General features: G+C 66.1%; 23 protein-coding genes and 1 tRNA gene. 9 read left to right on the top strand and 15 right to left on the bottom strand.

The features are described from left to right. Positions 1-120: 120 nt before the first annotated feature. Positions 121-834: a FadR/GntR family transcriptional regulator gene (locus BMW72_RS12610; protein WP_092111069.1), complete on the top strand. Its 714-nt coding sequence runs from the start codon at positions 121-123 to the stop codon at positions 832-834. 6 nt (positions 835-840) lie between these two features. On the opposite strand, the gene BMW72_RS12605 is transcribed toward BMW72_RS12610, so the two are convergent. Both BMW72_RS12605 and BMW72_RS12600 read right to left on the bottom strand, forming a co-directional pair. Beyond that, on the bottom strand, positions 841-2,241 hold the full coding sequence (locus tag BMW72_RS12605; protein WP_174721725.1) for a GntP family permease: 1,401 nt from the start codon (positions 2,239-2,241) through the stop codon (positions 841-843). Beyond that, positions 2,228-2,767 carry a gluconokinase gene (locus BMW72_RS12600; RefSeq protein ID WP_241983867.1) on the bottom strand — a complete coding sequence of 180 codons (540 nt, stop codon included), beginning with the start codon at positions 2,765-2,767 and terminating at the stop codon, positions 2,228-2,230. Before BMW72_RS12600 ends, BMW72_RS12605 begins: the two co-directional genes overlap by 14 nt. 169 nt (positions 2,768-2,936) lie before the next feature. Between BMW72_RS12600 and gndA the strand changes: the two genes are divergently transcribed. Together gndA and BMW72_RS12590 are read left to right on the top strand one after the other, a co-directional pair. Then, a complete protein-coding gene (gndA, locus tag BMW72_RS12595; RefSeq protein WP_092111065.1) occupies positions 2,937-4,394 on the top strand; it encodes an NADP-dependent phosphogluconate dehydrogenase in 1,458 nt (485 codons plus the stop codon). A gap of 122 nt (positions 4,395-4,516) precedes the next feature. Then, the gene (locus tag BMW72_RS12590; protein ID WP_092111063.1) at positions 4,517-4,882 is read left to right on the top strand and encodes a hypothetical protein; all 366 of its coding nucleotides are present in this window, start codon (positions 4,517-4,519) and stop codon (positions 4,880-4,882) included. A 235-nt stretch (positions 4,883-5,117) separates the two neighbouring features. On the opposite strand, the gene BMW72_RS12585 is transcribed toward BMW72_RS12590, so the two are convergent. The 3 genes from BMW72_RS12585 to BMW72_RS12575 form a co-directional block, all read right to left on the bottom strand. Next, positions 5,118-6,095, bottom strand: coding sequence for a ribose-phosphate diphosphokinase (locus tag BMW72_RS12585; protein WP_092111061.1), 978 nt, complete (start codon positions 6,093-6,095; stop codon positions 5,118-5,120). Then, positions 6,096-7,556 carry a bifunctional UDP-N-acetylglucosamine diphosphorylase/glucosamine-1-phosphate N-acetyltransferase GlmU gene (glmU, locus tag BMW72_RS12580; protein WP_092111060.1) on the bottom strand — a complete coding sequence of 487 codons (1,461 nt, stop codon included), beginning with the start codon at positions 7,554-7,556 and terminating at the stop codon, positions 6,096-6,098. Between the two features lie 35 nt (positions 7,557-7,591). Further along, a tRNA-Gln gene (locus tag BMW72_RS12575) sits at positions 7,592-7,663 on the bottom strand. 122 nt (positions 7,664-7,785) lie between these two features. Between BMW72_RS12575 and BMW72_RS12570 the strand changes: the two genes are divergently transcribed. Next, positions 7,786-8,277, top strand: coding sequence for a MarR family winged helix-turn-helix transcriptional regulator (locus tag BMW72_RS12570; RefSeq protein ID WP_092111058.1), 492 nt, complete (start codon positions 7,786-7,788; stop codon positions 8,275-8,277). A 13-nt stretch (positions 8,278-8,290) separates the two neighbouring features. On the opposite strand, the gene BMW72_RS12565 is transcribed toward BMW72_RS12570, so the two are convergent. From BMW72_RS12565 to rsmI, 9 genes are all read right to left on the bottom strand, one after another. Then, entirely contained in the window at positions 8,291-8,950 is a 660-nt protein-coding gene (locus tag BMW72_RS12565; protein ID WP_092111056.1) for a methionine ABC transporter permease, read from the bottom strand. Then, a complete protein-coding gene (locus BMW72_RS12560; RefSeq protein ID WP_092111054.1) occupies positions 8,950-9,978 on the bottom strand; it encodes a methionine ABC transporter ATP-binding protein in 1,029 nt (342 codons plus the stop codon). The genes BMW72_RS12565 and BMW72_RS12560 overlap by 1 nt, the downstream gene beginning before the upstream one ends. 28 nt (positions 9,979-10,006) lie before the next feature. Further along, the gene (locus BMW72_RS12555) at positions 10,007-10,909 is read right to left on the bottom strand and encodes a MetQ/NlpA family ABC transporter substrate-binding protein (RefSeq protein ID WP_370448745.1); all 903 of its coding nucleotides are present in this window, start codon (positions 10,907-10,909) and stop codon (positions 10,007-10,009) included. A 183-nt stretch (positions 10,910-11,092) separates the two neighbouring features. Then, a complete protein-coding gene (locus BMW72_RS12550; RefSeq protein WP_092111052.1) occupies positions 11,093-12,886 on the bottom strand; it encodes an ABC-F family ATP-binding cassette domain-containing protein in 1,794 nt (597 codons plus the stop codon). Between the two features lie 24 nt (positions 12,887-12,910). Beyond that, positions 12,911-13,840 (bottom strand): 4-(cytidine 5'-diphospho)-2-C-methyl-D-erythritol kinase, encoded by a 930-nt coding sequence (locus tag BMW72_RS12545; RefSeq protein ID WP_092111050.1) that lies wholly within the window; start codon positions 13,838-13,840, stop codon positions 12,911-12,913. A 44-nt stretch (positions 13,841-13,884) separates the two neighbouring features. Beyond that, a complete protein-coding gene (rsmA, locus tag BMW72_RS12540) occupies positions 13,885-14,760 on the bottom strand; it encodes a 16S rRNA (adenine(1518)-N(6)/adenine(1519)-N(6))-dimethyltransferase RsmA (RefSeq protein ID WP_092111048.1) in 876 nt (291 codons plus the stop codon). Further along, positions 14,757-15,749, bottom strand: a complete 993-nt coding sequence (locus BMW72_RS12535) for a TatD family hydrolase (protein WP_092111046.1) — start codon at positions 15,747-15,749, stop codon at positions 14,757-14,759. Before BMW72_RS12535 ends, rsmA begins: the two co-directional genes overlap by 4 nt. Next, on the bottom strand, positions 15,742-17,313 hold the full coding sequence (gene metG / locus BMW72_RS12530) for a methionine--tRNA ligase (RefSeq protein WP_092111045.1): 1,572 nt from the start codon (positions 17,311-17,313) through the stop codon (positions 15,742-15,744). The genes BMW72_RS12535 and metG overlap by 8 nt, the downstream gene beginning before the upstream one ends. A gap of 63 nt (positions 17,314-17,376) precedes the next feature. Next, a complete protein-coding gene (gene rsmI / locus BMW72_RS12525) occupies positions 17,377-18,240 on the bottom strand; it encodes a 16S rRNA (cytidine(1402)-2'-O)-methyltransferase (RefSeq protein WP_092111043.1) in 864 nt (287 codons plus the stop codon). Between the two features lie 78 nt (positions 18,241-18,318). Here rsmI and BMW72_RS12520 point away from each other — a divergent pair, with 78 nt between their 5' ends. The 5 genes from BMW72_RS12520 (at position 18,319) to BMW72_RS12500 (ending at position 24,242) form a co-directional block, all read left to right on the top strand. Then, positions 18,319-19,890: a dolichyl-phosphate-mannose--protein mannosyltransferase gene (locus BMW72_RS12520; RefSeq protein ID WP_092111041.1), complete on the top strand. Its 1,572-nt coding sequence runs from the start codon at positions 18,319-18,321 to the stop codon at positions 19,888-19,890. A 155-nt stretch (positions 19,891-20,045) separates the two neighbouring features. After that, a complete protein-coding gene (locus BMW72_RS12515) occupies positions 20,046-21,146 on the top strand; it encodes a fatty acid desaturase family protein (RefSeq protein WP_092111039.1) in 1,101 nt (366 codons plus the stop codon). 82 nt (positions 21,147-21,228) lie between these two features. Beyond that, positions 21,229-22,617 (top strand): L-serine ammonia-lyase, encoded by a 1,389-nt coding sequence (locus tag BMW72_RS12510; protein ID WP_092111104.1) that lies wholly within the window; start codon positions 21,229-21,231, stop codon positions 22,615-22,617. A gap of 145 nt (positions 22,618-22,762) precedes the next feature. Next, positions 22,763-23,212, top strand: a complete 450-nt coding sequence (locus BMW72_RS12505) for a LysM peptidoglycan-binding domain-containing protein (RefSeq protein WP_092111038.1) — start codon at positions 22,763-22,765, stop codon at positions 23,210-23,212. 94 nt (positions 23,213-23,306) lie between these two features. Further along, positions 23,307-24,242, top strand: coding sequence for a sulfurtransferase (locus BMW72_RS12500; protein WP_092111036.1), 936 nt, complete (start codon positions 23,307-23,309; stop codon positions 24,240-24,242). 130 nt (positions 24,243-24,372) lie between these two features. Here the strand turns inward: BMW72_RS12500 and BMW72_RS12495 are convergent, their stop codons facing one another. Further along, positions 24,373-26,871 carry a DEAD/DEAH box helicase gene (locus BMW72_RS12495; protein WP_092111034.1) on the bottom strand — a complete coding sequence of 833 codons (2,499 nt, stop codon included), beginning with the start codon at positions 26,869-26,871 and terminating at the stop codon, positions 24,373-24,375. Positions 26,872-26,946: the final 75 nt, after the last annotated feature.

Here is a 26,946-nt window from a genome sequence, read left to right as displayed (position 1 = left end):
TCTGGCCCGGCATCATCCCTCGCCGAAGTTCGTTGTCCAGCTTACACAGTTCGCGCCGGGCCTGCAGCCCGGGCGTGTCGCGCACGGCGCGGGTGCCGACGCAGGCGTTAGGGTCGGAGCATGCCATCCAGCCTGCACAACCGCGTGGTCGAGGCGGTCGGCATCCCCATCGTCGACGGGCGCACGCCGGCCGGAACCGTGATGCTCTCGGAAGAGCTCGAGCGCACCCAGGGCGTGAGTCGGTCAGTCGTGCGCGAGGCGGTGCGGGTGCTCGGCGCCATGGGCCTGGTCGAATCGGTCAAGCGGGTCGGAATTCGCGTTCGGCCGCAATCGGTGTGGAACGCCTTCGATCCCCTGCTCATCCGCTGGCGCCTGGCCGGGGCTGGACGTGGCGCCCAGCTGCGTTCGCTCACCGAGCTGCGAGCATCCGTCGAGCCGATGGCCGCCGAACTGGCCGCACGACACTGCCCACAGGCCATGTCGGGCGAACTCATGACCGTGGCCGCGCAGATGCGCACCGTCGGGCGAGCCGGCGACCTCGAGCGATTTCTCGCGCTGGACATCCACTTTCACCGGCTGGTGTTGCACGGGTCGGGCAATGAGATGTTCGCCAAACTCGACGAAGTGATCGCTGCCGTGCTGTCGGGGCGCACCGGCCTCGGCCTGATGCCCGCCCACCCGCATGAAACCGCCCTGCAGTGGCACGTTGACGTCGCCGACGCCATCCAGGGCGGCCATCCGGGGCGGGCCCGGGAGTCTATGGAACTGATCATGCGACGCACCATTGCCGAGGTGGAGGAGTCCTGGGCCCACACTCCCCGCCTGTTCTTCTAGTCGGGGTCAGAGCAGGCTCGCCACGAGGTAGATGGCCAGCGCCAGCGTAAAGCCCACGATTCCGACCAGGGCCTGACCGACGGTCCAGGTCTTGAGCGTGGTCTTGGTGTCCATCCCGAAGAACCGGCTGACCAGCCAGAATCCGGAGTCGTTGACGTGCCCGGCGAAGACCGACCCGGCCGCGAGTGCCAGCACGATGGCGGCGAGCTCAACCGGGTTGAAAGTGTTGTTGCCCATCACGACCGGCTGCAGCAGCGCCGCCGTGGTGGTGAGCGCCACTGTTGCGGAGCCCTGCGCGATCCGCACGAGGGCGGCGATCACGAACCCGGCCACGATCACCGGCAGGCCGATGGCGTCGAGTGACTCGGCCAGGGCGTTGCCGATTCCGCTGGCACGCAGCACGCCTCCGAACATTCCACCGGCGCCGGTGATGAGGATGACGGCAGAGACCGGGCCGAGCGCGCTGTCGACGACCGATTCCACGAGGCTGGCCGACTTACGCTTCTTCCAGCCGAGCAGGGCCATGGCGAGCACCACCGTGATGAGCAGGGCCACCGGTGTCTCGCCGATGGCGCGCAGAATCTGCACCCAGGCATCGTCGAGCGAGACCAGCCCGGCGGTGGCGGCCATGTTGAGGCCGGTGTTGAGAAAGATCAGTCCGATCGGCAGCAGGAGCAGGGTCATGATGATGCCGACCCGGGGAGCGGACGCGAACTCGGTGAAGTCGCCCGTGCTGCCCCGCAGAATAGACGGCACGGGAATGTCGTACTTGCGACCGACGTAGCGGCCGAACAGGTGACCGACGACGTACCAGGTGGGCAGTGCTACCAGAAGGCCGAAGATCAGCACGAGTCCGACGTCGGCGCCGAGCAGGCCCGTCGCCGCAACGGGGCCGGGGTGCGGCGGCACGAAGATATGCATGACCGAGAAGGCCACCGCCGATGGGAACGCATAGCCGAGGAAAGACCCGCCGAGGCGTCGGGCGACGGCGAAGATGATCGGCAGCATGACCACGAGGCCGGCGTCGAAGAAGATCGGGAAACCGAGCATGAGCGATGCGACGGCGAGCGCGATCGGCGCGCGCTTCTCTCCGAAACGGGCGATCAGGGCATCCGTCAGCACCTGCGCGCCGCCGCTGGTCTCGAGCATGCGACCGAGCATGGCGCCGAGGCCGACGAGCAGGGCCACACCGGCCAGCGTGCCGCCGAAGCCGTCGAGCAGGGTGGGCATGAGGCGTGCCGTCGGAATGCCGGTGGCGACCGCGGTGAGCAGGCTCACGATGATCAGCGACAGAAAGGCGTGCACCTTGAACTTCATGATGAGCACGAGGAGCACCGCGATCGCACCGGCGGCAACGCCGAGCAATCCGGGGGTGCCGAGCACCCAGTTCATTTCAAGATCGGTCATCAGTGAGCGTTCCTTTGTGGATCAGGCCGACGATTTCGTCGGGAGTGTGGATGAGGTCGACGCGCAGCCCGGCTTCGTCAGCGGCGAGCGGTTCGAGCGTCGCGAATTGCGAGTCGAGCAGGGTGGGCGGCATGTATTCGTGGTTGCGGTGGGTGAGTCGCTCGGCGATCAGTTCCTGGCTGCCATAGAGCTCGGCGAAGACCAGCGTCGGTACGAAGGAGCGCAGCAGGTCGCGGTAGTTGCGTTTGAGGGCCGAGCAGGCGACCACGAGCGGTTTGCCCTGGTCGACGGCCTCCGCCATGGTCTCGCCGATGCGGGTCAGCCAGGGCAGGCGGTCGTCGTCGGTGAGCGGATGCCCGGACGCCATCTTGGCGCGTGCCGCCGCGCTGTGCAGGTCGTCACCGTCAAGAAATCGGAAGCCCCGTGCCGCGGCGAGTGCGCGGCCGACGGTGGATTTGCCGCAACCCTGAACGCCCATCACGACGATGGCCAATGCGGGGGTGACTCGTTGGATGTGATCAGGCATGGTGCTCCTTTGCGGCCGCTGCTTCACTGCAATAAATCTGATTACAACGAGCAAACTAACACTTATATCTGCTTCAATGAAATCGTGCGCGCCCCCGTTTGTGGGACCGATCAGGCCGGTGGGCTAAACTCGTAGGTGGTCTGCTCAACACAGCCCCGAAGGAGAAAACGTGTCAGAGTCCGGTTCAGCACAGGCAAATATTGGTGTCGTCGGTCTGGCGGTGATGGGCTCGAACCTCGCCCGCAACCTGGCCGGCCGCGAGGGGAACACCGTCGCGGTCTACAACCGCTCCCCCGAACGAACCCGCCTGCTCACGACCGAGCACCCCGAGGCCAACTTTGTCGCCTCCGAGAACATCGCCGACTTTGTCGCGTCGCTGACCAAGCCGCGCACGGCGATCATCATGGTGCAGGCCGGCCGCGGAACCGACGCCGTCATCTCCCAACTCTCGGAGCTGTTCGAGCCCGGTGACATCATCGTCGACGGCGGTAACGCCGAATTCACCGACACCATCCGCCGAGAGAAGGAGCAGAGCGCCAAGGGCCTCAACTTTGTCGGTGCCGGCATCTCCGGTGGCGAAGAGGGCGCCCTCAACGGCCCGAGCATCATGCCCGGCGGCTCGGTGGAGGCGTACAAAACCCTTGGCCCCATTCTCGAGTCCATCGCCGCCGTCGTCGACGGTGTGCCCTGCGTCACCCACATCGGCACCGACGGTGCCGGCCACTTCGTCAAGATGATCCACAACGGCATCGAATACGCCGACATGCAGCTCATCGCCGAGGCCTACGACCTGCTCCGCAAGGTTGGCGGGCACTCCCCCGAGGTCATCGCCGACGTCTTCACCGACTGGAACAGCGGAGAACTCAACAGCTACCTGATCGAGATCACCGCAGAGATTCTGCGTCAGGTCGACGCGAAGACCGGGGAGCCGTTCATCGACGTCGTGCTCGACGAGGCCGGCTCTAAGGGAACCGGCGTCTGGACCGTGCAGAACGCGCTCGACCTCGGCGTTCCGGTCGGCGGCATCGCCGAGGCCGTCTTCGCCCGCGCCGTCTCCAGCCACCCGGAGCAGCGCGGACCGGTGCGCGCCACCCTCACCGCTCGCCCCGAGATCGCCATCGTCGGCCATACCTTTCAGGAAGACGTGCGCCAGGCGCTCTATGCCTCGAAAATCGTCGCCTACGCGCAGGGATTCGACGCGATCATCGCCGGTGCGAAGAAGTACAACTGGAACATCGACAAGGGTGCCATCGCCACTATCTGGCGCGGCGGCTGCATCATTCGCGCCCAGTTCCTCAACCGCATCGTCGACGCCTACGACAACGACGCGTCCATTCCGAGCCTGCTCGCCGACCCGTACTTCGCCGAGGCCGTCGCCTCCGGCGAGGCAGCCTGGCGCCGCGTGGTCTCGACCGCCGCACTGTCGGGCATCCCGGTTCCCGGCTTCGGTTCGAGCCTGAGCTACTTCGACTCGCTCGCGAGCGTTCGCCTGCCGGCCGCCCTGGTGCAGGGTCAGCGCGACTTCTTCGGAGCGCACACCTACCACCGGGTCGACCTGCCCGGCACCTTCCACACCCTGTGGTCCGGCGACCGCAGTGAGATCGCCACCGAGGCGTCCACGCACTAGCCACACGCAGCACGCGTTGCCGGCCGGCAGCATCCGCTTCTCACGCGCTGAGAACGGATGCCGCCGGCCCGCTCTGTTTCACCGGGCGTTTCCCGCGCTGCCCTGCAAGAATGTGAGTACTCATGAGTGACAATCATCCCGAACTCTCCGGCTATGAGCCGAATGACGACTACCGTCCGCTGCGCGGCAAACACTTCACGTCAATCCTGCGGATCGTCGTGGTGCTCGGCATCGTTGCCCTCGTCGTGCCGGGGGTCTTCACCACCATGCGGGTCGCCGCGGATACGGCCGCGAACGCGTGCGTGACCGCGGTCGCCCAGTACTACCCTTCGGCGGTCGACTTCGACGCGCGATTCGAGTTCGCCGGGCCCGGCGGGTTCGGCTGGCAGTGCTACGCGGTCGATGTGAACGAGCGCGAGACCTTCGTCACCCCGCTCGGCATCATTCCCTCGGCGCCGCGCCAGCTGGCCCCCGCCACGCGCACCTAGATTTCGGGCCCCGTGGCCTCAACCCGGCGCTGGGGTGTGACTTTCGACCCAAAAATCACGAAGAATGGGCTCAAACTCACACGTCGGTGAGCCGCGGTGAACGCAAGGATGTCTGCGAAACGCGAGCGGGCAGCATCCGTTAATGGCGCAGTGAATGCAAGTAACTGACTGGAGGCGATGGCCGCAGTCACCGCCTCCAGAGATCAGCCATATACGAGACTGAGCGTTCTACCTACTATGCGGCACCATCGAACATCGAAGTGACCGAACCCTCGTCGAAGACCTCATGGATGGCGCGGGCCAGCAGCGGGGCAATCGGCAGCACGGTGAGGGTCGGAAAGCGCTTCTCCGGCGGGATCGGCAGCGTGTCGGTGACGACAACGGCGCTGATCGCGGGGTTCTGCAGCATGTCGACCGCAGGGTCGCTGAACACGGCGTGAGTAGCGGCGACGACGACACCGATGGCGCCGGCCTCACGCAGGGCCTCTGCGGCCAGGGCGATGGTACGACCGGTGTCGATCATGTCGTCGACAAGCAGGCAGACGCGACCCTTGACCTGACCGACGATCTCGTGCACGGAGACCCTGTTGGGCACCAGCGGGTCGCGACGCTTGTGAATGATGGCCAGCGGAACACCGAGGCGGTCACTCCAGATGTCTGCGACGCGCACCCGGCCCATGTCGGGCGAGACTACGGTGAGGGTGGACGGGTCGAGCCGCGCCCGGAAGTGCTCGAGCAGCACCGGCATCGCGAACAGGTGGTCGACCGGACCGTCGAAAAAGCCCTGAATCTGGGCGGCGTGCAGGTCGATCGACATGATTCGATCGGCACCGGCAACCTTGAACAGGTCAGCGACGAGGCGCGCCGAGATCGGCTCGCGGCCGCGACCCTTTTTGTCCTGCCGGGCGTAGGGGTAGAACGGCGCGACCACGGTAATGCGCTTGGCGGATGCCCGCTTGAGTGCGTCCACCATGATGAGCTGTTCCATCAGCCATTCATTGATCGGCGCGGTGTGGGATTGGATGACGAAGGCATCCGAGCCGCGCACACTCTCGTCGAACCTGGCGTACAGTTCGCCGTTGGCGAAGGTGCGTGCGTCGGTGTGGAGCAGCTCTGAACCAAGCTCCGTGGCGATGTCGAGAGCGAGCTGCGGGTGTGCTCGCCCCGAAACCAGTACTAATCGTTTGTCGCCGCTGGTCTTGATTTCCGACACCTATTCTCCAGTCTTCGTGCTGTCCACGCGTTCTGTGCTGCTCAGGCTGGCGTCCGCGGCGAGAGCCGCGGCCGTGCCCGGACGGTTGGCGTGAACCCAGCCGTCCATGTTGCGCTGCGGGGCCACATTGATGGCCAGTGCGCCGGCCGGAACGCTCTTTCGAACGACCGTGCCTGCCCCCGTGTACGCGCCCGAACCAATTGTAATCGGCGCGACAAACACGTTGTGTGAGCCGGTGCGCACGTGCGACCCGATCTCAGAGTGGTGTTTGGCCACGCCGTCATAATTGGCGAAGATTGTTCCGGCCCCGATGTTCGACCCCACACCGATCGTGGCATCGCCCACATAGCTCAGGTGCGGCACCTTGCTGCCGGCGCCGATCTGGGCGTTCTTGGTCTCGACGAAGGCGCCGATCTTGCCGTCGGCGCCGAGCACGGTGTTCGGCCGCAGGTAGGAGAACGGACCAACGGATGCGCCGGCCTCGATCACCGCGAGGGTCGCGTCGGTGCGATTCACTCGGGCGTTCTCGCCGATCTCGCAGTCACGCAGGGTGGTATCCGGGCCGATGATGGCGCCGGTCGCCACGACGGTGGCCCCGACGATCTGGGTGCCGGGCAGCAGGGTGACGTCGGGCGCGAGCACGGCTTTCAGGTCGATCCAGGTGGTGGCCGGGTCCTGCACTGTCACTCCGGCCAGCTGCCAGCCACGCACGATCAGGGCGTTGAGCTTCCGCGCGGTGTCGCCGAGCTGGGCACGGTCGTTGATGCCCGCCACGATCCAGGCGTCGGCGACGGGAACGGCGCTCACCTCGGAGCCGGCCCGGCGCAGCAGTTCGATCACATCGGTGAGGTACTTCTCGCCCTGCGCGTTGGCGGTGGTCAGCTCGGCGAGCTGCTCACGCAGCGCGGCCAGGCCGAACAGGTAGACGCCGGCGTTGATCTCGGTAACGGCCAATTCGGCATCCGTTGCATCTTTCTGCTCGACGATGCGGTCGAACGCACCCTCCACAGACCGGATGATGCGGCCATAGCCGGTCGCGTCGTCGGGGTAGGCGGAGAGAACGGTACCCGCAGCGGCGCCCTGGCGGTGCGAGGCAATGAAGGAGGCGAGCGTGGCGGCGTTCAGCAGCGGCACGTCACCGTTGATGACCAGCACGTCTCCGTCGAAATCGGCGGGCAGCGCGGCGACGGCCTGTTCAACGGCGCGGCCGGTTCCGGGGATCTCGTCTTGATCGACGATGGTGCTCTCCGGCAGGTTCTCGGCCACGACCGCAGCGAGCAGGTCGCGTTCGTGCCGCACGACGGTCACGACGTGGGCGGCATCGAGGGCGCGCGCGGTCGCCAGCACGTGACTGACGATCGGCACTCCGGCCAGCGGATGCAGCAGCTTGGGCAGGCTGGACTTCATGCGGGTGCCCTGGCCGGCGGCCAGCACAATGATGGCGAGGCGGGCGTCTGTCACAGGATTCCTAACGCAGTTGGGAGAGAAAATGAGGGCTCCGCCACCAGGATTCGAACCTGGACCGAACAACTCCAAAGGTTGCCGTGCTGCCGTTACACTATGGCGGACCATGCTGACCGGAGCCAGCAACCTGTCAAGTCTGCCAGATTCTTGGCGGCGGCATGCACCGACCGGCCCTCTCCCGGGGTCCTCGGCGAAGAAACTCCCCGGTAGGCGGGATAATGGAGCAATGCCTGGCCATGATGAAGTCGACCGAATCGTCGATTCATGGCTGCGCGAACGCCCTGATCTTGATTTTGCACCGTTGCAGGTGCTCAGCAGGGTCGCCCGGTTGTCGAAACACCTCGACCGGGCCCGCCGCACCGCCTTCTCCCGCTCCGAACTCGCATCGTGGGAGTTCGACGTGCTCTCGGCACTGCGCCGGGCCGGCACCCCGTACGAGCTGAGCCCGAAGGCCCTATTGCAGCAAACCCTCGTCTCGAGCGGCACCATGACGAACCGCATCGACCGGCTCGTCGACCGGGGTCTGGTGAAGCGTCGCTCTGCACCCAATGACGGCCGCGGCATCCTGGTGGGCATGACCCCCGCCGGCCTCACCCGAGTGGATGCCGCCATCACCAGGCTGGTCGACGCCGAAGCCGACCTGCTCGACACCCTCTCCGCCACCGATCAGGAACGGCTGGCCGGCCTGCTGCGAAAGCTCAGCCTCGACTTCGACTGAGACCCGACACAAGCTAGCGGCGCAGGGCCTTGCGGGCGAGATAGTTGCCGAAGAACTGCACGACCTGCACAAGCACGATAATGATCAGCACCGCGGCCCAGGTGACGACCGGTTCGTACTGCCGGTAGCCGTACAACAGGGCGAAGTTACCGAGCCCGCCGCCGCCGACGTAGCCGGCGACTGCCGACATGTCCACGAGCGCCACGAAGATGAACGTGTAGCCGAGAATGAGCGGTCCGAGCGCTTCGGGCAGCAGCACCGTGAAGATGATCCGAATCGGTCCGGCGCCGACGCTGCGGGCCGCGTCGATCACACCAGGGGTCACGGTGAGCAGATTCTGCTCCACGATGCGGGCCATCGCGAAGGAGGCGGCGAGGGCGATCGTGAAGATGATCGCGTTATTGCCGATACCGCTGCCGGTGACCACTCGAGCCAGCGGCTGCGCCGCCGCGAGAAAGATGATGAACGGAATCGGGCGAATGAAATTCACCAGCAGGTTGAGCACGACGAACAGGGGCTTGTTCTCGAGGACGCTGCCGGCGCGGGTGACGTACAGACCCAGGCCCACCAGCAGGCCGCCGAGGCCGCCGAAGAACAGGGTGAGCGCGACGATGTAGAGGGTCTCGTAGGTGGCCGTCCACAGTTCGGGCAGCAGATCGATCAGGGCATCCATCAGCGCACCTCCGTGACGGTCGTGAGCGTTCGAATGTGATCGAGCACGCGGTCGATGACCGGGTCATCGCCGGTGAGGGCGAGGGTGAGGTGACCGAACGGGCGACCCTGAATCTCGTTGATGCCGCCGTAGACCACCTCGAACGCCACGTTTGCGGCCGACAGTTCGCCGAAGACGGCCTTCTGGTCGACCGCGCTGTCGCGAAACGTCAGCGTCACGATGCGTCCGGCGTGCCGCTCGCGCAGCACGGCAAGTTCGGCCGCAGACGGCACCCCCTTGACCACGGTCGAGACGAATCGAGCGGATGCCGCTGCCTGCGGGTTCGAGAACACCTCGAAGACCGGTCCGCGCTCGATCACCTGGCCCTGGTCCATCACGGCGACCTTGGTGGCGATGGTCTGGATCACGTCCATCTCGTGGGTGATCACGATGATGGTCACCCCGAATTCCGCGTTCACCCTTTTCAGCAGGGCGAGGACCTCGTGCGTGGTTTCCGGGTCGAGCGCGCTCGTGGCCTCGTCGGCGAGCAGGATGCTCGGCTGGGTCGCGAGCGCGCGGGCGATGCCCACGCGCTGCTTCTGGCCGCCGGAGAGCTGGTCGGGATACGACCCGGCCTTGTCGCTGAGACCGACGAAGTCGAGCAGTTCGGCCACTCGGGCGGCGCGCTGCTCCTTGGGATACCCGGCCACTTCGAGCGGGTAGGCCACGTTCCGGGCCACCGTGCGCGAGCCGAGCAGGTTGAACTGTTGAAAGATCATGCCGATGCCGAGGCGCACCCGGCGCAGCTCTCGCTCGCGCAACGCGGCGATGTTCTGCCCGTTCACCCAGATCTCGCCGGAGGTAGACCGCTCCAAAGCGTTGACGAGTCGCACCAGGGTGCTCTTTCCCGCGCCGGAATAGCCGATGATGCCATAAATATCGCCAGCCTCAACGTCAAGACTCACGTCATCGATCGCCGTGACGCTCGCGCCGTCCCTGGCCGTGGGCGGGTACACCTTACCCACATTGCGCAGACTGACTACAGCCATCCGTTTACCTCGCTCAATAACCGGATGACTACTCGGCGGCCTGGATCTCGGCCTGAATGTCGGCGAGGGACTTCTTGAGGTCGGTGACCGGGGTGGTCAGCATCACCGCGGTGTCGCCGCTCACGGCGAAGACGCCGTCCTGCACGTCCTTGGTGGTCTGGAAGATCTCGACGAGCTTCTGGAACGTCTCGTTGTTCTTGTCTTCGTCGCGGGCGGCGAAGATGTTCGCGTAGGGCAGGGCCTTGGGGTCGGCAGCATCATCGGTAGCGATGGCGTCGTCGAACTTGAGTCCGGCTTTCTCGGCGAAGTCGTTGTTGATGATCGCGGCGGCGACGTCGGGCAACGAACTCGCGGTGAGTGAGGCTTCGAGGGCCGTGACCTTCACCTTGGAGGCCTCTTCATCGATGTCGTCGATGCTGGAGTAGATGGTACCGCCGTCGGTCAGCTCGATGAGCCCCTCGGACTGCAGCAGCACGAGTGCGCGGGCCTGGTTGCTGTCGTCGTCGGGCACGGCGACGGTGTCGCCCGCCACGATATCGTCGACATCGCTGTACTCGGAGGAGTACAGGGCGATCGGATAAATGGCCGTAGCACCGATCGGGGCCAGGTTTTCGTTGCTCGCCTCGTTGTACTCGGCCAGGTAGACGATGTGCTGGAACTGGTTGAGGTCGACCTCGCCGGCGGCGAGGGCCGGGTTCACCTGCGGGTACTGCGCGAAGTCGACGATCTCGATCTCGATGCCCTCGGCCGCGGCGGCTTCGGTGTACACCGCCCAGTAGGGGTCGCTGGCGCCGACGACGCCAATCTTGATGGCGTCACCGTCGGTGCCGGTGGCGGGGCCGTCAGCGGATCCTGAGGCTCCGGCGCAGCCGGCCAGCAGGGCGACGAGCGGGAGCACGGCGAGTGCGGCGAGGACGTTCTTCTTTTTCACGATAATTCCTTCGGGCGATCTGGGTTCCGGTTGCTCCGGGGCACACTGCCATGACCGGTCAAACCAGAAGGCTGCGCCCACGAGGAGCTTTGTACCGCGGCTGCGCAGGTACCCCTTAACGATACGTGCCGAAGCTGCGACGCGTGGCCTGCCCCGACACACTACGTCACAGCTTCTTTCAAATCAGCCCTCGATCAGCTCGGTAAGTTCGACCCAGCGGGTTTCCAGCGTGGCGATGGTCTCTTCGAGTTCGGTCAGTTTCACTCCCAGCTCGCCCAGCCCGGTAAAGTCGGACTGATCGTGCGCGGCGAGCTTCTCGTGCTTCTGCGCGATGCGTTCCTGCAGTTTGACCACCTTGCGGTCGATCGAGCCGAGCTCCTTCTGGGCATTGCGCAGTTCGGCCCCGCCGAGGCTGGGGATCTTCTTGGGCTTGCCGGCGGCATCCGTTGGCGTTGCGGCGGCCGGGCCGGCGACTGCCTTGCGACGCACTTCGAGGTACTGGTCGACGCCGCCGGGCAGGTGGCGAAAGCCGCCGTCCATGACCGCGTACTGGTTGTCGGTGACGCGCTCGATCAGGTACCGGTCGTGCGAGACGACGAGCAGGGTGCCCGGGAAGGAGTCGAGCAGGTCTTCCATGGCGGCGAGCATGTCGGTGTCGAGGTCGTTGGTGGGCTCGTCGAGGATGAGCACATTGGGCTCGCTGAGCACGATCAACAGCAGCTGCAGGCGGCGCTTCTGGCCACCGGAAAGGTCTTTCACCTGGGTGGTGAGCTGGGCGCTCAAGAAGCCCATGCGTTCGAGCATCTGGCCGGGCGTGATCTCCTTACCGCCGGCCATGTAGCTGGTCTTCTGGCGGCCGATGACGTCGCTCACGCGGTCGTTGCGGATCTCGTCGAGTTCGAACAGCTGCTGGGTGAGCACGGCGACCTTGATGGTCTTGCCACGTTTGACGTGACCGGTCGTCGGCTGGAGGGTGCCGGCGACGAGGTTCAGCAGGGTGGACTTGCCGGCACCGTTGACGCCCATGATGCCGGTGCGCTCCCCCGGCGCGATGCGCCAGGTGATGTCGTTCAGCACGGTCTTGTCGCCGAACTTCACGCCGATATCGATGAGGTCGACGACGTCCTTGCCGAGGCGCTGCATCGCCATCGACTGCATCGTGACGGTGTCGCGGGGCGGCGGCTCGTTCTCGATCAGCACGTTCGCGGCGTCGATGCGGAACTTGGGCTTGGCGGTGCGGGCCGGGGCGCCGCGGCGCAGCCAGGCCAGTTCCTTCTTCATCAGGTTCTGACGCTTGGACTCGACCACGGAACTCATGCGGTCGCGTTCGACGCGCTGCAGGATGTAGGCGGCGTAGCCTCCCTCGAACGGTTCGATCAGGCGGTCGTGCACCTCCCAGGTGATGTTGCAGACCTCGTCGAGGAACCACCGGTCGTGGGTGACGACCACGAGTCCGCCCGACTGCGCGGCCCAGCGGGTCTTGAGGTGGCCGGCGAGCCAGGAGATGCCCTCCACGTCAAGGTGGTTGGTGGGCTCGTCGAGGAAAATGCAGTCGTAATCGCCGATGAGCACGGCGGCGAGGGCCACCCGGCGGCGCTGCCCACCGGAGAGGTCGTCGACGAGGGCGTCCCAGGGGATGTCGCGCACGAGGCCGCCGATGACATCGCGCACCTTGGCGTCGCCCGCCCAGACGTGTTCTTCGATGCCGCCGACGATGGTGTGGCCGACGGTCTGGCCGGAGGCGAGGTCGTCGGACTGATCGAGCATGCCGATGGTGACGCCGCGACGACGGGTGACGCGGCCCTCGTCGGGTTCCATCCGGCCGGCCAGCAGACGCATGAGGGTGGATTTGCCGTCGCCGTTCTTGCCGACGACACCGATGCGGTCGCCTTCGTTGAGGCCGGCGGTGACGCTGTCGAAGATGACGCGGGTGGGAAATTCGAGGTGCAGGGACTCAGCCCCGAGAAGATGTGCCATAGCCTCCGAGTTTACGGCACGCTTCTAGATCAGGCGGGCGCCGTGCACGGGGCCGGTGGCGCGCACGACCGTGAGGCGACTGGCGGAGAGCGCGACCTGCAGTTCGAGCGCGCTGTCGGCATCCGCAACCAGGAAAGCGACGGTCGGGCCGGAGCCGGAGAGGATGCCGGCGAGGGCGCCGTTCTGTTCGCCGAGCTGCAGCACCTTACCGAGGCCCGGCGCGAGGTGGAGTGCGGGGGCCTGCAGGTCGTTGTGCAGAACGTCGGCGAGCATGTGCGGGTCGCCGGCGCGCAACGCCTGCAGCACGTTGGCGTCGACGCTGGGCTGATGCTCGGCCGGGAAGATGTCCTGCGCGTGACGATCGCGGTGCCGGTCGAGTTCCTGGTACACACCGGGCGTCGACATGCCGAAGTCGGCGAGGGCGAGCACCCATTGAAACTTGCCCTTGGCCAGGGCCGGGCTGAGTTGGTCGCCGCGTCCGGTACCGATGGCGGTGCCGCCGGTGAAGGAGAACGGAACGTCGGCGCCGAGAGTCGCAGCGAGGGCGAGGAGTTCGTCTTTGGTGGCACTCGTGCCCCAGAGCGCGTCGCAGGCGAGCAGGGTGGCTGCCGCGTCGGCGGAGCCGCCGCCCATTCCGCCGGCGATCGGCACGTTCTTCTCGATCTCGAGGTGCACGCCGCCACGGTAGCCGGCCTTCCGCGCGAGGGCACGGGCCGCCTTGATCGCAAGGTTGCTGCCGCCGGTCGCAAGCGCCGAGGTGTCGATGCTGCCGCTGAACTCGACCGAGAAGTCGTTGGCCGCAGTCGCCCGCACCTCTTCGAACAGGGACACAGCCTGGTAGGCGGTCGCGAGGTCGTGATAGCCGTCTTCCATGACGGCACCGACCTTGAGGAAGACGTTGATTTTGCCGGGCGCCCGCGCGTGCACAACGGTGGTGGCGGCAGTCGTCCTCATGCTGTTAACTTAGCCCAGCCCGTCGGACCCAACGGACAGCGCGGTCAGGCCGGCGCCCAGACGCGGGCGATGGCGAGAAAATCGTGCACGGTCAGCTGCTCGCCTCGCGTCGTCGGGTCGATGCCCGCCGCCGTCATGACAGCGGATGCCGCCGTCGAGTCCCCGAGAACGACCGACAGCGACTGGCGCAGCATCTTGCGCCGCTGTTGAAACGCGGCGTCGACGAGCGCGAAGGTCTTCAGCCGCAGCTCTTCGGATTCCAGCGGCTGGGGCCGCCGATCGAAGGCGATGAGGATGGAGTCGACGTTCGGAACCGGCCAGAACACCTGGCGGCTGACCTTGCCAGCGGTGCGAAAATCGCCGTACCAGGCCGCTTTCACGCTCGGGCTGCCGTAGATCTTGTTTCCGGGCGGGGCGGCGAGGCGTTCGCCGACCTCGGCCTGCACCATGACGACACCGGCGCGAATCGACGCGAAGTGTTCAAGCAGGTAGAGCAGCACCGGCACCGAGACGTTGTAGGGCAAGTTGGCCACGAGACGGGTGGGGTCCCCGGGCAGCTCGGTGATTTTCAGGGCGTCGGCGCGGATGACCGTGAGCCGGGCGCCGGGCTGCATCAGTTCGACGGTGAGCGGCAGCTGCTCGGCGAGGCGGTCATCGATTTCGACGGCGACGACGCTCGCACCGACCTCGAGCATGCCGAGGGTGAGCGAGCCGAGGCCAGGACCAACCTCGACGACGGTGTCACCGGGCGCTACTCGGGCGACCTTGACGATGCGCCGTACGGTATTGCCGTCGATGACGAAGTTCTGACCGAGCTTCTTGGTGGGGTTGACGCCGAGCATCTCGGCGAGGTCGCGAATTTCGGCCGGACCGAGCAGCGTTTTAACGGGTTTGACCGCGTCCGCCGCCTCGTCGGTCATGCGAGCCCGCCGCGGGGGGCCTGCTCGGGACGGGCATCGTCATCCGAGCCGGCGAAGGCGGCGGTGACCGGTTCGGCGTCCCAGCGGCCGTAGACCAGCTCGGTGTTGGCGGTGATTTGGGCGGAGAGCAGGGAGACATCCGTTTCGAGGTGGGCGGCCATGCCGCGCAGCGTGTTGGGCAGCAGGTACGGTGCGTTGGGGCGGCCGCGGTAGGGCAGCGGAGTGAGGAACGGGGCATCCGTTTCAACCAGCAGCAGGTTGCGCGGGGCAGCCGACAGGGCGTCGCGCAGCCTGGCGGCGTTGTTGAAGGTGACGTTGCCGGCGAAGGACATATACCAGCCATGATCGGCGCACAGCCTGGCCATGTCGGCGTCGCCGGAGAAGCAGTGGAAGACAGTGCGTTCGGGGGCACCGACCCGAAGCAGGGTGTCGATCACGGCTTCATGGGCGTCGCGGTCGTGGATCTGCAGGGCGAGGCCCCGCTCCTTGGCGATGCGGATGTGCGCTTCGAACGAACGAAACTGGGCGGCGCGGCCGTTCTCGGGGGTGCGAAAGAAATCGAGTCCGGTCTCGCCGACCGCAACGACGCGCGGCTGCCCGGCGAGTTCGTGGATGGCGGCGAGGGCGTCGTCGAGGGTTCCGGCTTCTTCGAGCGCTGGCGCCTCGTTGGGGTGGATCGCGACGGCGGCGAGCATGCGCGGTTCGATCAGGGCTGCGGCGGCCGACCAGCGTGAGGTTTCAACGTCGCCGCCGACCTGGATCACACCGCGCACACCGACGCTCGAGGCGCGGTCGAGCTGTTCCCGATAGCTGAGCGGATGCTCACCGTCGCTGATCTCAAGATGGGTGTGGTTGTCGTAGACGGGAACCGTGAGCGGCTCCGGCAGCGGCGGATAGCTCAGGTCGCGGCCCCGGGTGTTCTCCCGTTTGCGAATGGCGCTGCCGTAGCCATCGACACCGCCGCCAAGAACGGACAGGTTCTTAGGCATCGGCCGGCTCCACGATCGATTCGATGCGCGGGAACAACGGTTCGAGCGCGTTCACCTGGACGCCGCCGGTCCATTCCCAGGCCCGGTCGACACGCTGGTCGGCGAGGGCGCCGTCGCCGCCGAGGGCGGTCCAGAGCTTGCCGGTGGCAACCGGAATGACCGGGGACAGCAGCACCGCCAGGGTGCCCAGGCCGCGCACCGCGGTGTAGAGCACGGTGCCGAGACGGTCACGGCTTTCCGGGTTTTTGGCGAGCGCCCACGGCTCCTGCAGGGTGATGTAGCCGTTGAGCTCGTCGACGAGCTGCCACACCTCGCTGAGAGCGTCGTGGATGGCGAGTTTGTCGATGGCCGCGGCCGCGGCATCCGTCACGCGCTGTTCGGTGGCCTGGATGGCCAGGTCGTCGGCCGTGAACTCAGCCGCAGCGGGCACGACGCCGTCGCAGTACCGCAGGACCATGGCGATCACGCGGGACGCAAGGTTACCGAAGCCGTTAGCGAGCTCGGACTGGTAGCGGGCCGAGAGGTCTTCCCAGCTGAAGGAGCCGTCCTGGCCGAAGCTGATGGCCCGCATGAAGTAGTAGCGAAAAGCGTCGGAGCCGAAGGTGTCGGTGATCTGGCTCGGGGCGATTCCGGTGAGCTTGGACTTGCTCATCTTCTCGCCGCCGACGAGCAGCCAGCCGTGGCCGAAGACCTGCTTGGGCACCGCGATGCCGGCGGCCATGAGCATGGCCGGCCAGATGACCGCGTGAAAGCGCAGAATATCCTTGCCGACGATGTGCGTGGCGGGCCAGCGGCTGGCGAACTCCTCATCGTTCTGGCCGTAGCCGGCCGCAGTGATGTAGTTGAGCAGCGCGTCGAACCAGACGTAGACGACGTGCGATTCGTCCCACGGCACCTTGATGCCCCAGTCGAAGCTCGACCGGGAGATTGACAGGTCGGAGAGGCCGCGCTTGACGAAGGACATGACCTCGTTGCGAGCTGTTTCCGGCTGCACGAAGTTGGGGTTCTCCTCATAGAGGGCAAGCAATCGGTCGGCGAAGGCGCTCATCTTGAAGAAATAGTTCTTCTCGTGCAGCAGCTCGACCGGCTTGGAGTGGATAGCGCAGACGAGCTGGCCGGTGTATTCGCCGGCGCCGTCGACGAGGTCGCTGGTCTGCTTGTATTCCTCACAGCCGACGCAGTAGTAGCCCTCGTACTCGCCGGTGTAGATGTGGCCCTCATCGTGCAGGTGCTGCAGAAACTTCTGCGCATTCACCTCGTGGCGTTCATCGGTGGTGCGAATGAAGTCGTCGTTGGCGATGTTGACGGTTTCCAGCAGCGGCTTCCACGCGGTCTCGACCAGACGGTCGGCCCATTCCTTGGGCGTGACGCCGTTGGCGATCGCGGTACGCAGAATCTTCTGGCCGTGTTCGTCGGTGCCGGTAAGCAGCCAGGCGTCATCGCCGGACTGCCGGTGCCAGCGCGCGAGCACGTCGGCCGCCACCTCGGTGTAGGCGTGCCCGATGTGCGGCACATCATTCACGTAGAAAATGGGCGTGGTGATGTAGAAAGAGCCTGCGGACATGCGTTCATCTTATGCGGCGAGCGGCGAGCGTCTCGCCCGGCTACGCGCTGATCAGCCGAAGTCTCAACCGAGGGGAAAGGCCGAACGGTCGGGTTTCGGCGTCGGAGCACCGGTCTTGGCCTGCAGCGCGTGCTCGTACAGTTCGCGCTTGCCGAGGCCGCTGGCTGCCGACACGTCGGCAGCAGCCTCCTTCAAACGGATGCCGCCGGCGACCAGATCGAGTACCTCAGCCACGCCCATGGCCAGGTCCAGAACCCGCACCTGGGCGCCCGCGACGACGATGCAGATCTCGCCGCGCACCCCGGCCGCCGCCCACTCGGCCAGCTCTGCTGCGGTACCGCGTTTGACCTCTTCGAAGAACTTAGTCAGTTCCCGGCAGACCACGACTCGGCGGTCGGCGCCGAGCGTGGCGGCGAGGTCGAGAAGCGAATCGGCCAGTCGGTTGGGCGATTCGAAGAACACCATGGTGCGGCGTTCGGCGGCGAGGTCGCGCAGCAGCTTGACCCGTTCGCCGTGCTTACGCGGCAGGAACCCTTCGAAGGTGAACCGGTCGGTCGGCAGCCCGGAGACAGCGAGGGCGGTTAGCACGGCGGACGGGCCGGGCAGGGCGGTGACCTGCACGCCGGCCGCCACCGCGGCATCCACCAGGTGAAAGCCGGGGTCGGAGACGGTCGGCATTCCGGCGTCGCTCAGCACGAGAATGTCCACGTCACGGGCCAGTTCAACCAGTTCGGTCGCTTTGCCACGTTCGTTGTGGTCGTGCAGGGCGATGAGTTTGGGCCGGTTCTCAATGCCGAGGGCCTTGAGCAGGTGCACGGTGACGCGGGTGTCCTCGGCGGCCACGATGGTGATGGTCGTGAGGGTCTCGATCAGGCGCCGGGAGGCGTCGCCGAGGTTTCCGATCGGGGTGGCAGCAAGGATGATCATGGGTCCAGTCTCGCAGTCGCCGCTCAGTACGATGGTCAGGTGCTGGCAACGAGTCGATGGGTTCACGGGAATCGCCGGATGCACTGGATTCGCCGGATGCGCTGGATTCGCCGGATGAACTGGGGCGCGCCCCTCGCCGTGGTTCTGCTGGCCGCCGGATTACGGTTGTGGAACCTCGGTGTGCCGCACGCGCTCGTGTTCGACGAGACCTTCTATGTGAAAGACGCCTGGTCACTCTTCAATAACGGCTACGAATCGACCTGGCCCGCCGATGCCAATGTGCTGTTCGAAGCGGGGCAGACCGACATCTTCACGGCGGATCCGTCCTTTGTCGTGCATCCGCCGCTCGGTAAATGGCTCATCGCCCTCGGTATGAATCTGCTCGGCCCCGGCAACCCGTGGGGCTGGCGCCTGGCCACCGTCGTGGTCGGGGTGCTCGCGGTCATCCTCATCATGCTCGTGGCCCGCAAACTGTTCCAGTCGCGTCTGCTCGGGCTGATCGCCGGTTTTCTGCTCGCTATCGACGGCCACGCCATCGTCATGAGCCGCGTGGCCCTGCTGGACAACTTCGTGATGTTCTTCGCGCTGCTCGGTGTCGGCGCAGTGCTGATGGATCGGCAGTGGCACTCGACCCGACTCGCCGGCCGACTGGCCGGTCTGGTCGATCCCGGCTGGGGCCCCACGCTGTGGTGGCGCCCGTGGCTGCTCGCCGCCGGCCTCGCGTTCGGGCTGACCAGCTCGGTGAAATGGTCAGGGATCTACTTTCTGGCTGCGTTCGGCGTCTACCTCGTCGTCGTCGACGCTCTCGCCCGGCGGCGAAACGGTGTCACGTTCTGGGCCAGCGCCGCAATCCTCAAGCAGGCGCCGGCCACGTTCCTCCTTCTCGTGCCCGTCGCCGCCTCGACCTTCCTGGTGTCATGGACGGGGTGGTTCGTCACCCGCGGCGGGTACTACCGGGAGTGGGCCGATTCAACGGGAGCAGCCTGGACCGGGCCGCTCGCCTGGGTCCCCCATACCCTGCAGAGTTTCTGGCATTACCAGGCAGCCGCCTACACCTATCACGTGGGACTGGCCACACCGCATCCGTATCAGGCCAACCCGCTGACCTGGCTGTTCATGATTCGCCCGACCAGCATGTATTACCGCGGTTCCAGTCAGGGCGAATTCGGCTGCCAGTTTCAGAGCTGCTCGGAGGCCATCACCTCCGTGGGCAACCCGCTGATCTGGTGGGCGGCGACGGCCGCACTGTTCTACCTCGTCTACCGGCTCGCCCGCTACCGGGAATGGCGGGTGGGTTTCATTCTGATGGGCATGGTCGCCGGCTATCTGCCGTGGCTGATGTACCTGAACCGCACGGTTTTCCAGTTCTACACCATCGCCTTTGAGCCCTACCTGCTGCTCGGCCTCACCTTCGTTCTGGGTCTGCTGCTGGGGCGAATTCCCGATCAGGCACGACCGCGACGACGGCACTCAGCACATTCGCAGGTGCACCATTCTGGCACCAAGCCACGTGTCGGGACCCTGGCCGCCGTGACCGTCGGCCTGGGAATCGCGCTGGTACTCACGGCATTCTTCTTCCCGGTATGGACCGGAATGCAGACTCCGTTCGTGTTCTGGCAGCTGCACATATGGATGCCAAGTTGGCGATAGATCGGTCAAATACATTCCATTTTTGGCATATAATGACTGGGAAACGCGTGTGAATTGGACACGCTCACGGCGTTCGCGAACGTAGACTGGCGCATATCTGCTCCACGAGTAATCGCTCACGTCCCGGCTGAGAAGTCCCGATCCACTAAGGCCTCATGTCGGAAGCATTAGCCGCACCCTCGGTCCGCATCATCAGGACCCGGCCGGGTGGAGATACCAAGAACCCCACAACCGAATATTCCGCACTCCTGCACACCGTGCGTAATCTCGGCCTTCTCGGCCGTCGCACCGGCTTCTACTGGATGGTCTTTTCCATTCTGGTGGTCGCCACCCTCGGCGCTGCGGCCGGTTTCGTTCTGCTCGGTGACACCTGGTACCAGCTGATCATCGCCGCAGCGCTCGGCCTCATCTTCACCCAGTTCGCCTTTTTGGCCCATGAAGCGTCCCACCGTGCCGTGTTCACCTCCGGCAAGGCCAACGACCGTGCCGGCCGTATCCTCGCCAATTTGTTCGTCGGCATCAGCTACGCCTGGTGGATGACCAAGCACAGCCGGCACCACGCCCAGCCGAACGTCATCGGCAAAGACCCCGACATCGAACCCGACTTCATCGTGTTCACCGAGAACGACGCCAAGCAGGTCAGCTGGCTGGGTTCCTTTGTCACGCGCAAACAGGGCTATCTGTTCTTCCCCCTGCTCATGTTCGAAGGCATCAACCTGCACATCCAGGGTTTCAAGACCGTATTCGGCAAGAACAAGGTCAGCGAACGCTGGGTCGAGATCACGATGCTCGTCACCCGCATCACCGCATACTTCGCCGTCATCTTCTACTTTCTGCCGCTCGGCATGGCGTTCGCCTTCATCGGCGTGCAGATGGCCGTGTTCGGTGTCTACATGGGCGCATCCTTCGCCCCCAACCACAAGGGGATGCCGCAGCTTCCGGCCGAAAGCCGCGTCGACTTTCTGCGCCGCCAGGTTCTCACCAGCCGCAACATTCGCGGTGGCAGCTTCATCGACACCTACATGGGCGGCCTCAACTACCAGATCGAGCACCACCTGTTTCCGAACATGGCCCGCCCGCACCTGCGCAAGGCGCAGGAGATCGCCAAGGAATATTGCCTCTCGCACGACGTGAAGTACACCGAGACCGGTGTCTTCGAGAGCTACGGCATCGTCATCGCCTACCTCAACAAGGTCGGCTTGGCGGCACGTGACCCGTTCGACTGCCCTATGGTGCAGCGCTTCCGCACGCACTAGCACCACGCACGTAGGTACAGAAGGCCGTTTCCCCCCGGGGAGGCGGCCTTCCTCGCGTCCCGGGTGCCGTACCATGAGGACCGTGACAGCGTACGTCTCAGCCCTGGACCTGTTTTCCATTGGAATCGGTCCGTCCAGTTCCCACACGGTGGGTCCGATGCGTGCTGCCCGGGTGTTCGCTGAAGATCTCAGGGCAACCGGCCGCCTGGGTGAGGTGCAGCGCATCCGCTGTTCACTGTTTGGATCGCTGGGTTCCACCGGGCTCGGCCACGGTACTCCGGATGCCGTGCTCGCCGGCCTGACCGGCCTCTGCCCGGAAACCTGCGACCCCAACGAGGTGCGCGGTGCCTGGTCGGGCCTCACTGCTGGTGCCACCCTCACCCTGCTCGGCGGCCACAGCATCGCCATCAGCGCGCAGGACGTTCGATTCGAGCCACGCACCCGGCTGCCAGGCCACCCCAACGCGCTCACGCTCACCGCCTGGGCCGGCGACAGTGCGGCGCCTGGTGCCGTCCCCGTGCTCGAGGAGACGTTCTTCTCGATCGGAGGCGGGTTCATCCGCCGGGGCGCCGAACGCTCGAGCGTGCAAACGAGCGTCGTCCAGCCGCTCCCCTACGATTCCAGCGCCGAACTGCTCGCGCTGTGCGACGCCCACAACCTCGCGATCTGCGAGGTCGCCCGTCGCAACGAAGAGGCCATCCACGGCGCCCTGGCGCTCAATGCGGGGCTCGATGCCATCTGGGAGGCCATGCACACCTGTGTGGAGGCGGGACTCACCGGCACGGGAGTACTGCCGGGCGGCCTCAAGGTGAAGCGCCGAGCCGCGGCGGTGCGTATGCGACTGGAAGAATATGACGGCCAGCCGCTGCGCGACCGCGATACCTCCACCGAATGGCTGCACGCCTTCGCGCTCGCGGTGAACGAGGAGAACGCGGCCGGCGGCCGGGTCGTGACCGCGCCGACCAACGGAGCTGCCGGCATCATCCCGGCCGTCGGCCACTATTACCTGCGTTTCGTCCCTGGAGCGGATGCCGCCGGCATCCGTCGATACCTGCTCACGGCCGTCGCGATCGGCTCCCTGGTCAAGGCCAATGCGTCGATCTCCGGGGCCGAGGGTGGCTGCCAGGCCGAGGTGGGCGCCGCCTGCGCGATGGCCTCCGGTGCCCTCTGTGCGGTGCTCGGCGGCACCCCGCGACAGGTCGAGAATGCGGCCGAGATCGCCATGGAACATCATCTCGGGCTCACCTGCGACCCGGTCGGCGGCCTCGTGCAGGTGCCCTGCATCGAGCGCAACGCGATCGCTTCATCGACCGCGGTGTCGGCCGCCCGCCTGGCGCTGCACGGTGATGGAACGCACCTGGTCTCGCTCGACACCGTCATCGAAACGATGCGGCAGACCGGGCTCGACATGATGACGAAGTACAAGGAAACGAGCGAGGGCGGTCTCGCCGTGAACGTCATCGAGTGCTGACCGGCACCCCCGAACAGGGGTAGTCCACACGGTTGGTGCGCCACCGTAGCGGCCTAAGCTGGCTGAACGTGCGCATCGATGCGCGCCTCACTGGAAGGGTCGAACCATTCGCAGCTCACTCGCACGCCGCCCGACAGGCATCATCGTGGCCGCTCTTCTGCTCGTGACCGTGGCTGGCTGCGCCGGCGAACCGGCACCGGCGGTCACGGTGACCGTCACGCCGACCGTCACCCCCACGCCGACACCGAGCCCGACTCCCACTCCGGCACCCGCGCCGGCACCCACCGAGGAAGCGGCGCTCATTCCGAACCCGGCCGTACCCGACCTCGTTCCCAACGCGGAACCGGTGCCGCTGCCGCAGGGACCGGCCGTGGACCTCGGCAGCACCCCCGGGGCTCGCGGCACCACGACCGCTGACGGTGCAGGAGCCCTGCTCACCTACACGGTCGTCGAGGGCGATGCGTTCTTCGACATCGCGCAACGATTCAATGTTCCGGTGCAGCTTATGCTGACCATGAACCCCTCGGTGCCCGGGCTCGGAGAGAACATCTACATCAAACAGATCATCAACCTGGACTGGACCACGACCCGGTAGCCGGCCGTGGGGTTCAGCGGTGCCGTGTGTCGCCGAATGACTCGCACCGGTTCCGATTCCGCCCTGTGTCGGTGGCCCCCGTTAGCCTTGAATCATGAGTTCACCCGTTTTCTCTTCACCCGTCGTGTCCACCCCCGTCGTGTCCACCCCCGTCGTGTCCACCCAATGGCTGGCCGATCACCTCGGTTCCGACCACCTGGTCATTCTCGACGCCACCGTCTTCGCCCTGGCCCCGTCCTCGACCGAGACCGGCGCAGCGGGGCCACGCTACCTCAGCGGGCGTGACGACTACCTCAGCAAGGGCCACATTCCCGGAGCCGTGTTCGCCGGCCTCATCGACGTCTTCTCCGACCCCGCCGGTGACTACGATTTCTCCCGGCCGAGCGCTGAGCTGTTCGAGGCGGCCGCGGCATCCGTCGGTATCGACAACAGCACAACCGTTGTCGTCTACGACGCCGTGGTCGGCCAGTGGGCGGCGCGCATCTGGTGGCTGTTCCGTTCGTTCGGCTACGACGATGTCGCCGTGCTCGACGGCGGACTCGCCAAGTGGCACGCCGAGACACGTCCGTTCGCCACCGGCGGCACGCGCCCGCGCGCTGCCGACGGTTTCACCACAACGCCGCGCCCCGAGCTGTGGGTCGACAAGAGTTTCATCGAGTCGATCGTTGCCGGTGAAACGGATGCCGCCCTCGTCTGCTCGGTGCCGCCGGCCGAATTCGCCGGAACAGCCGGCGCACGCCCCCGTGCCGGGCACATTCCCGGCAGCATCAGCCTGCCAGCCGCGGGGCTCGTCGACCCCACCACCAACGCGTTCCTGCGCGGGGACGAGCTCAACCGGGCGATCGCCCCGGCTGTCGCAGCGGTCGGGGCATCCGGTCACCTCGTGACGTACTGCGGCGGCGGTATCGCCGCCGCCGCGAGCGCCCTCGCACTCATCCGCGCCGGCAACGAGCACGTATCGATCTACGACGGCTCGCTCAACGAGTGGGCCGCCGACGCCTCGGCGCCGCTGAGCACGCCCGGCCGGTAGTGCACAGCAGCCGCAAACCCACCGCCCGCTGACACACCGACAGCGGATGACCGCGCCAGATCTGGGCGGCCGCTACGCCGATTACCGTAGCGGCTGCCAAACCAGGCGGGACCACGGGCACGCGGCCGCCTCAGAGCCGGTTCACCCCGGTCACCCGCACGACCGCAGCGCCGAGCTCGTCGGACGCGCCGAGGTTCACGCTCGCGCTGATGCCCCAGTCGTGGTCGCCGGCCGGGTCGTCGAGAATCTGGCGCACCGTCCACTCCTCGGCACCCTCCTCAATCATCAGCAGCTCGGAGCTGCGCGCGTCGCCACCCGTGAGCACCTGATCGTGCTCGGCGAAGTAGCCGTCCATGGCGTCAGCCCAGACATCCGCCGAGTAACCGTGCTCCCGGTCGAGCTCACCGAGCTCGTCGTAATGCTCGAGCGCGGCCAGCTGCACCCGACGGAACAGTTCGTTGCGCACCAAAATGCGAAAGGCCCGCACATTGGTGGTCAGCCGGCGCGGGGGTGGCGGCAGAATGGCGTGGGCTTCGGCCTCGTGCGCGGCGAGGTCGGGATGCAGCAGTTCCTCCCACTCGTCGAGCAGGCTCGAGTCCACCTGGCGCACCAGTTCGCCGAGCCACTCGATGAGGTCAAGCAGGTCTTCGTTCTTGGCTTCGTCGGGGATGGTCTGCCGCGCGGCCCGATAGGCGTCGGACAGGTAGCGCAGCACGACGCCCTCGCTGCGGGCGAGTTTGTAGAACGCGATGAACTCACCGAACGACATGGCCCGCTCGTACATGTCCCGCACGACGGCTTTCGGCCGCAGCTCGAAGTCGGCGATCCACGGCTGGGAGGCCTTATAGGTCTCGAACGTGTAGTTCAGCAGCTCTTCGAGCGGCTTGGGGTGCGTGATCTCCTCGAGCAGCGCCATCCGCTCGTCATATTCGATGCCGTCACGCTTCATCGCGTTCACGGCCTCACCCCTGGCGGCGAATTGCTGCCCCATGAGTACCGGCCGGGGGTCGTCGAGGGTCGACTCCAGAATCGAGATCATGTCGAGCGAGTAGGTGGGCGATTCCGGGTCGAGCAGCTCGAAGGCGGCCAGAGCAAAGGGTGACAGCGGCTGATTCAGCGCAAAGTTCGCCTGCAGGTCAACGGTCAAGCGGATGCTGCCGCTCGCACTCTGCTCCACAATGCCGGCCTCGCGCAGGGTCTTGTAAATGCCCAGCGCACGCCGGGCCAACACCAGCTGGCGGCGCCACGGTTCATGGTTGTCGAACACGAGCGCGTGCACATGAGCGAAGGCGTCGCCGCCGCGTCCGATCACGTTGATCAGCATCGCTGCGGTCATCTGCATGCTCGAAGACAGGGTCTCGGGCTCGGCATCGACCAGCCGACGAAAGCTCGGTTCGCCCCAGGAGACGAAGCCGTCCGGTGCCTTCTTGCGCACGATCTTGCGCTTCTTCTTCGGGTCGTCGCCGGCCTTCTCTATAGCCTTGAGATTGTCGCTTTCATGCTCGGGCGCCTGAATGACCACGGTCCCCGCCGTGTCGTAACCGGCTCGTCCGGCCCGTCCGGCAATCTGGTGGAACTCGCGCACGTTCACCTGACGCATCTTCACGCCGTCATACTTGGTGAGGGCCGTGAACAGCACGGTGCGGATGGGCACGTTGATGCCGACGCCGAGGGTGTCGGTGCCGCAGATCACGCGCAGGTAGCCGCGCTGGGCGAGCTGCTCCACCAGCCGGCGGTATTTCGGCAGCATGCCGGCGTGGTGCACCCCGATACCCATGCGGATGAGCCGCGACAGGGTCTTGCCAAAACTCGTCGTGAACCGAAACTCGCCGATCAGCTCCGCGATGATGTCGCGCTGTTCGCGGGTGGCCACCTTGGCGCTCGCGAGCGCCTGCGCGCGTTCGAGGGCGGCGGCCTGGGAGAAGTGCACGATATACACCGGCGCCTTGTCGGTGTGCAGCAGCTCTTCGACGGTTTCGTGCACCGGCGTCTGCTCGTAGTAGTAGCTCAGCGGAACCGGACGCTCCACCCCGGTGACCACGGCCGTTGGCCGGCCGGTGCGCCGGGTGAGGTCGTCGCTGATGAACGTCACATCGCCGAGGGTGGCTGACATGAGAATGAACTGCACCCGCGGCAACAGCAGCAGCGGCACCTGCCACGCCCAACCGCGGTCGGGGTCGCCGTAGAAGTGAAACTCGTCCATTACGACGAGGTCGACCTCGGTGTCTTCGCCGTTTCGCAGGGCGAGGTTGGCCAGAATTTCGGCGGTGCAGCAGATGATCGGAGCGTCGGCGTTGACGCTCGAGTCGCCGGTCATCATGCCGACGTTCGCGGCACCGAAGGTTTCGACCAGAGCGAAGAACTTCTCGCTCACGAGGGCCTTGATCGGTGCGGTGTAGAAGCTGCGCTTGCCGGCCGAGAGCGCCGCGAAATGCGCGCCGACGGCCACGAGCGACTTGCCGGTTCCGGTGGGGGTGCTCAGAATGAGGTTGGCCCCCGAGACGATCTCGATGACCGCTTCCTCCTGGGCTGGGTAGAGCGTCAGACCCTGCTCGGTGGCCCAGTTTTCGAACGCCTCGAAGAGAACGTCGGGGTCGGTTTCGTTTTCGAGGCGTTCAAGCACAGACATAGTCCCTCAAGACTGCACTACTTCTATAGCTCCCGCCCGCAGAATGGTCCCCCGCGCCTCCCTCCTCCGTGGCCA

The organism is Cryobacterium luteum (genome assembly GCF_900110125.1).
GTDB classification, from domain to species: Bacteria; Actinomycetota; Actinomycetes; order Actinomycetales; family Microbacteriaceae; genus Cryobacterium; species Cryobacterium luteum.
The sequence above is the reverse complement of the archived record's forward strand: the minus strand, read 5'-3'. Positions and strand labels throughout refer to the sequence as shown.

Bases quoted from the DNA above. Each gene is read 5' to 3' on its own strand.
- BMW72_RS12610 (WP_092111069.1), top strand. From the start codon at position 121: ATGCCATCCAGCCTGCACAACCGCGTGGTCGAGGCGGTCGGCATCCCC.
- BMW72_RS12605 (WP_174721725.1), bottom strand. From the start codon at position 2,241: ATGACCGATCTTGAAATGAACTGGGTGCTCGGCACCCCCGGATTGCTC.
- BMW72_RS12600 (WP_241983867.1), bottom strand. From the start codon at position 2,767: ATGCCTGATCACATCCAACGAGTCACCCCCGCATTGGCCATCGTCGTG.
- BMW72_RS12590 (WP_092111063.1), top strand. From the start codon at position 4,517: ATGAGTGACAATCATCCCGAACTCTCCGGCTATGAGCCGAATGACGAC.
- BMW72_RS12570 (WP_092111058.1), top strand. From the start codon at position 7,786: ATGCCTGGCCATGATGAAGTCGACCGAATCGTCGATTCATGGCTGCGC.
- BMW72_RS12565 (WP_092111056.1), bottom strand. From the start codon at position 8,950: ATGGATGCCCTGATCGATCTGCTGCCCGAACTGTGGACGGCCACCTAC.
- BMW72_RS12560 (WP_092111054.1), bottom strand. From the start codon at position 9,978: ATGGCTGTAGTCAGTCTGCGCAATGTGGGTAAGGTGTACCCGCCCACG.
- BMW72_RS12550 (WP_092111052.1), bottom strand. From the start codon at position 12,886: ATGGCACATCTTCTCGGGGCTGAGTCCCTGCACCTCGAATTTCCCACC.
- BMW72_RS12545 (WP_092111050.1), bottom strand. From the start codon at position 13,840: ATGAGGACGACTGCCGCCACCACCGTTGTGCACGCGCGGGCGCCCGGC.
- rsmA (WP_092111048.1), bottom strand. From the start codon at position 14,760: ATGACCGACGAGGCGGCGGACGCGGTCAAACCCGTTAAAACGCTGCTC.
- BMW72_RS12535 (WP_092111046.1), bottom strand. From the start codon at position 15,749: ATGCCTAAGAACCTGTCCGTTCTTGGCGGCGGTGTCGATGGCTACGGC.
- metG (WP_092111045.1), bottom strand. From the start codon at position 17,313: ATGTCCGCAGGCTCTTTCTACATCACCACGCCCATTTTCTACGTGAAT.
- rsmI (WP_092111043.1), bottom strand. From the start codon at position 18,240: ATGATCATCCTTGCTGCCACCCCGATCGGAAACCTCGGCGACGCCTCC.
- BMW72_RS12520 (WP_092111041.1), top strand. From the start codon at position 18,319: ATGCACTGGATTCGCCGGATGCGCTGGATTCGCCGGATGAACTGGGGC.
- BMW72_RS12515 (WP_092111039.1), top strand. From the start codon at position 20,046: ATGTCGGAAGCATTAGCCGCACCCTCGGTCCGCATCATCAGGACCCGG.
- BMW72_RS12500 (WP_092111036.1), top strand. From the start codon at position 23,307: ATGAGTTCACCCGTTTTCTCTTCACCCGTCGTGTCCACCCCCGTCGTG.
- BMW72_RS12495 (WP_092111034.1), bottom strand. From the start codon at position 26,871: ATGTCTGTGCTTGAACGCCTCGAAAACGAAACCGACCCCGACGTTCTC.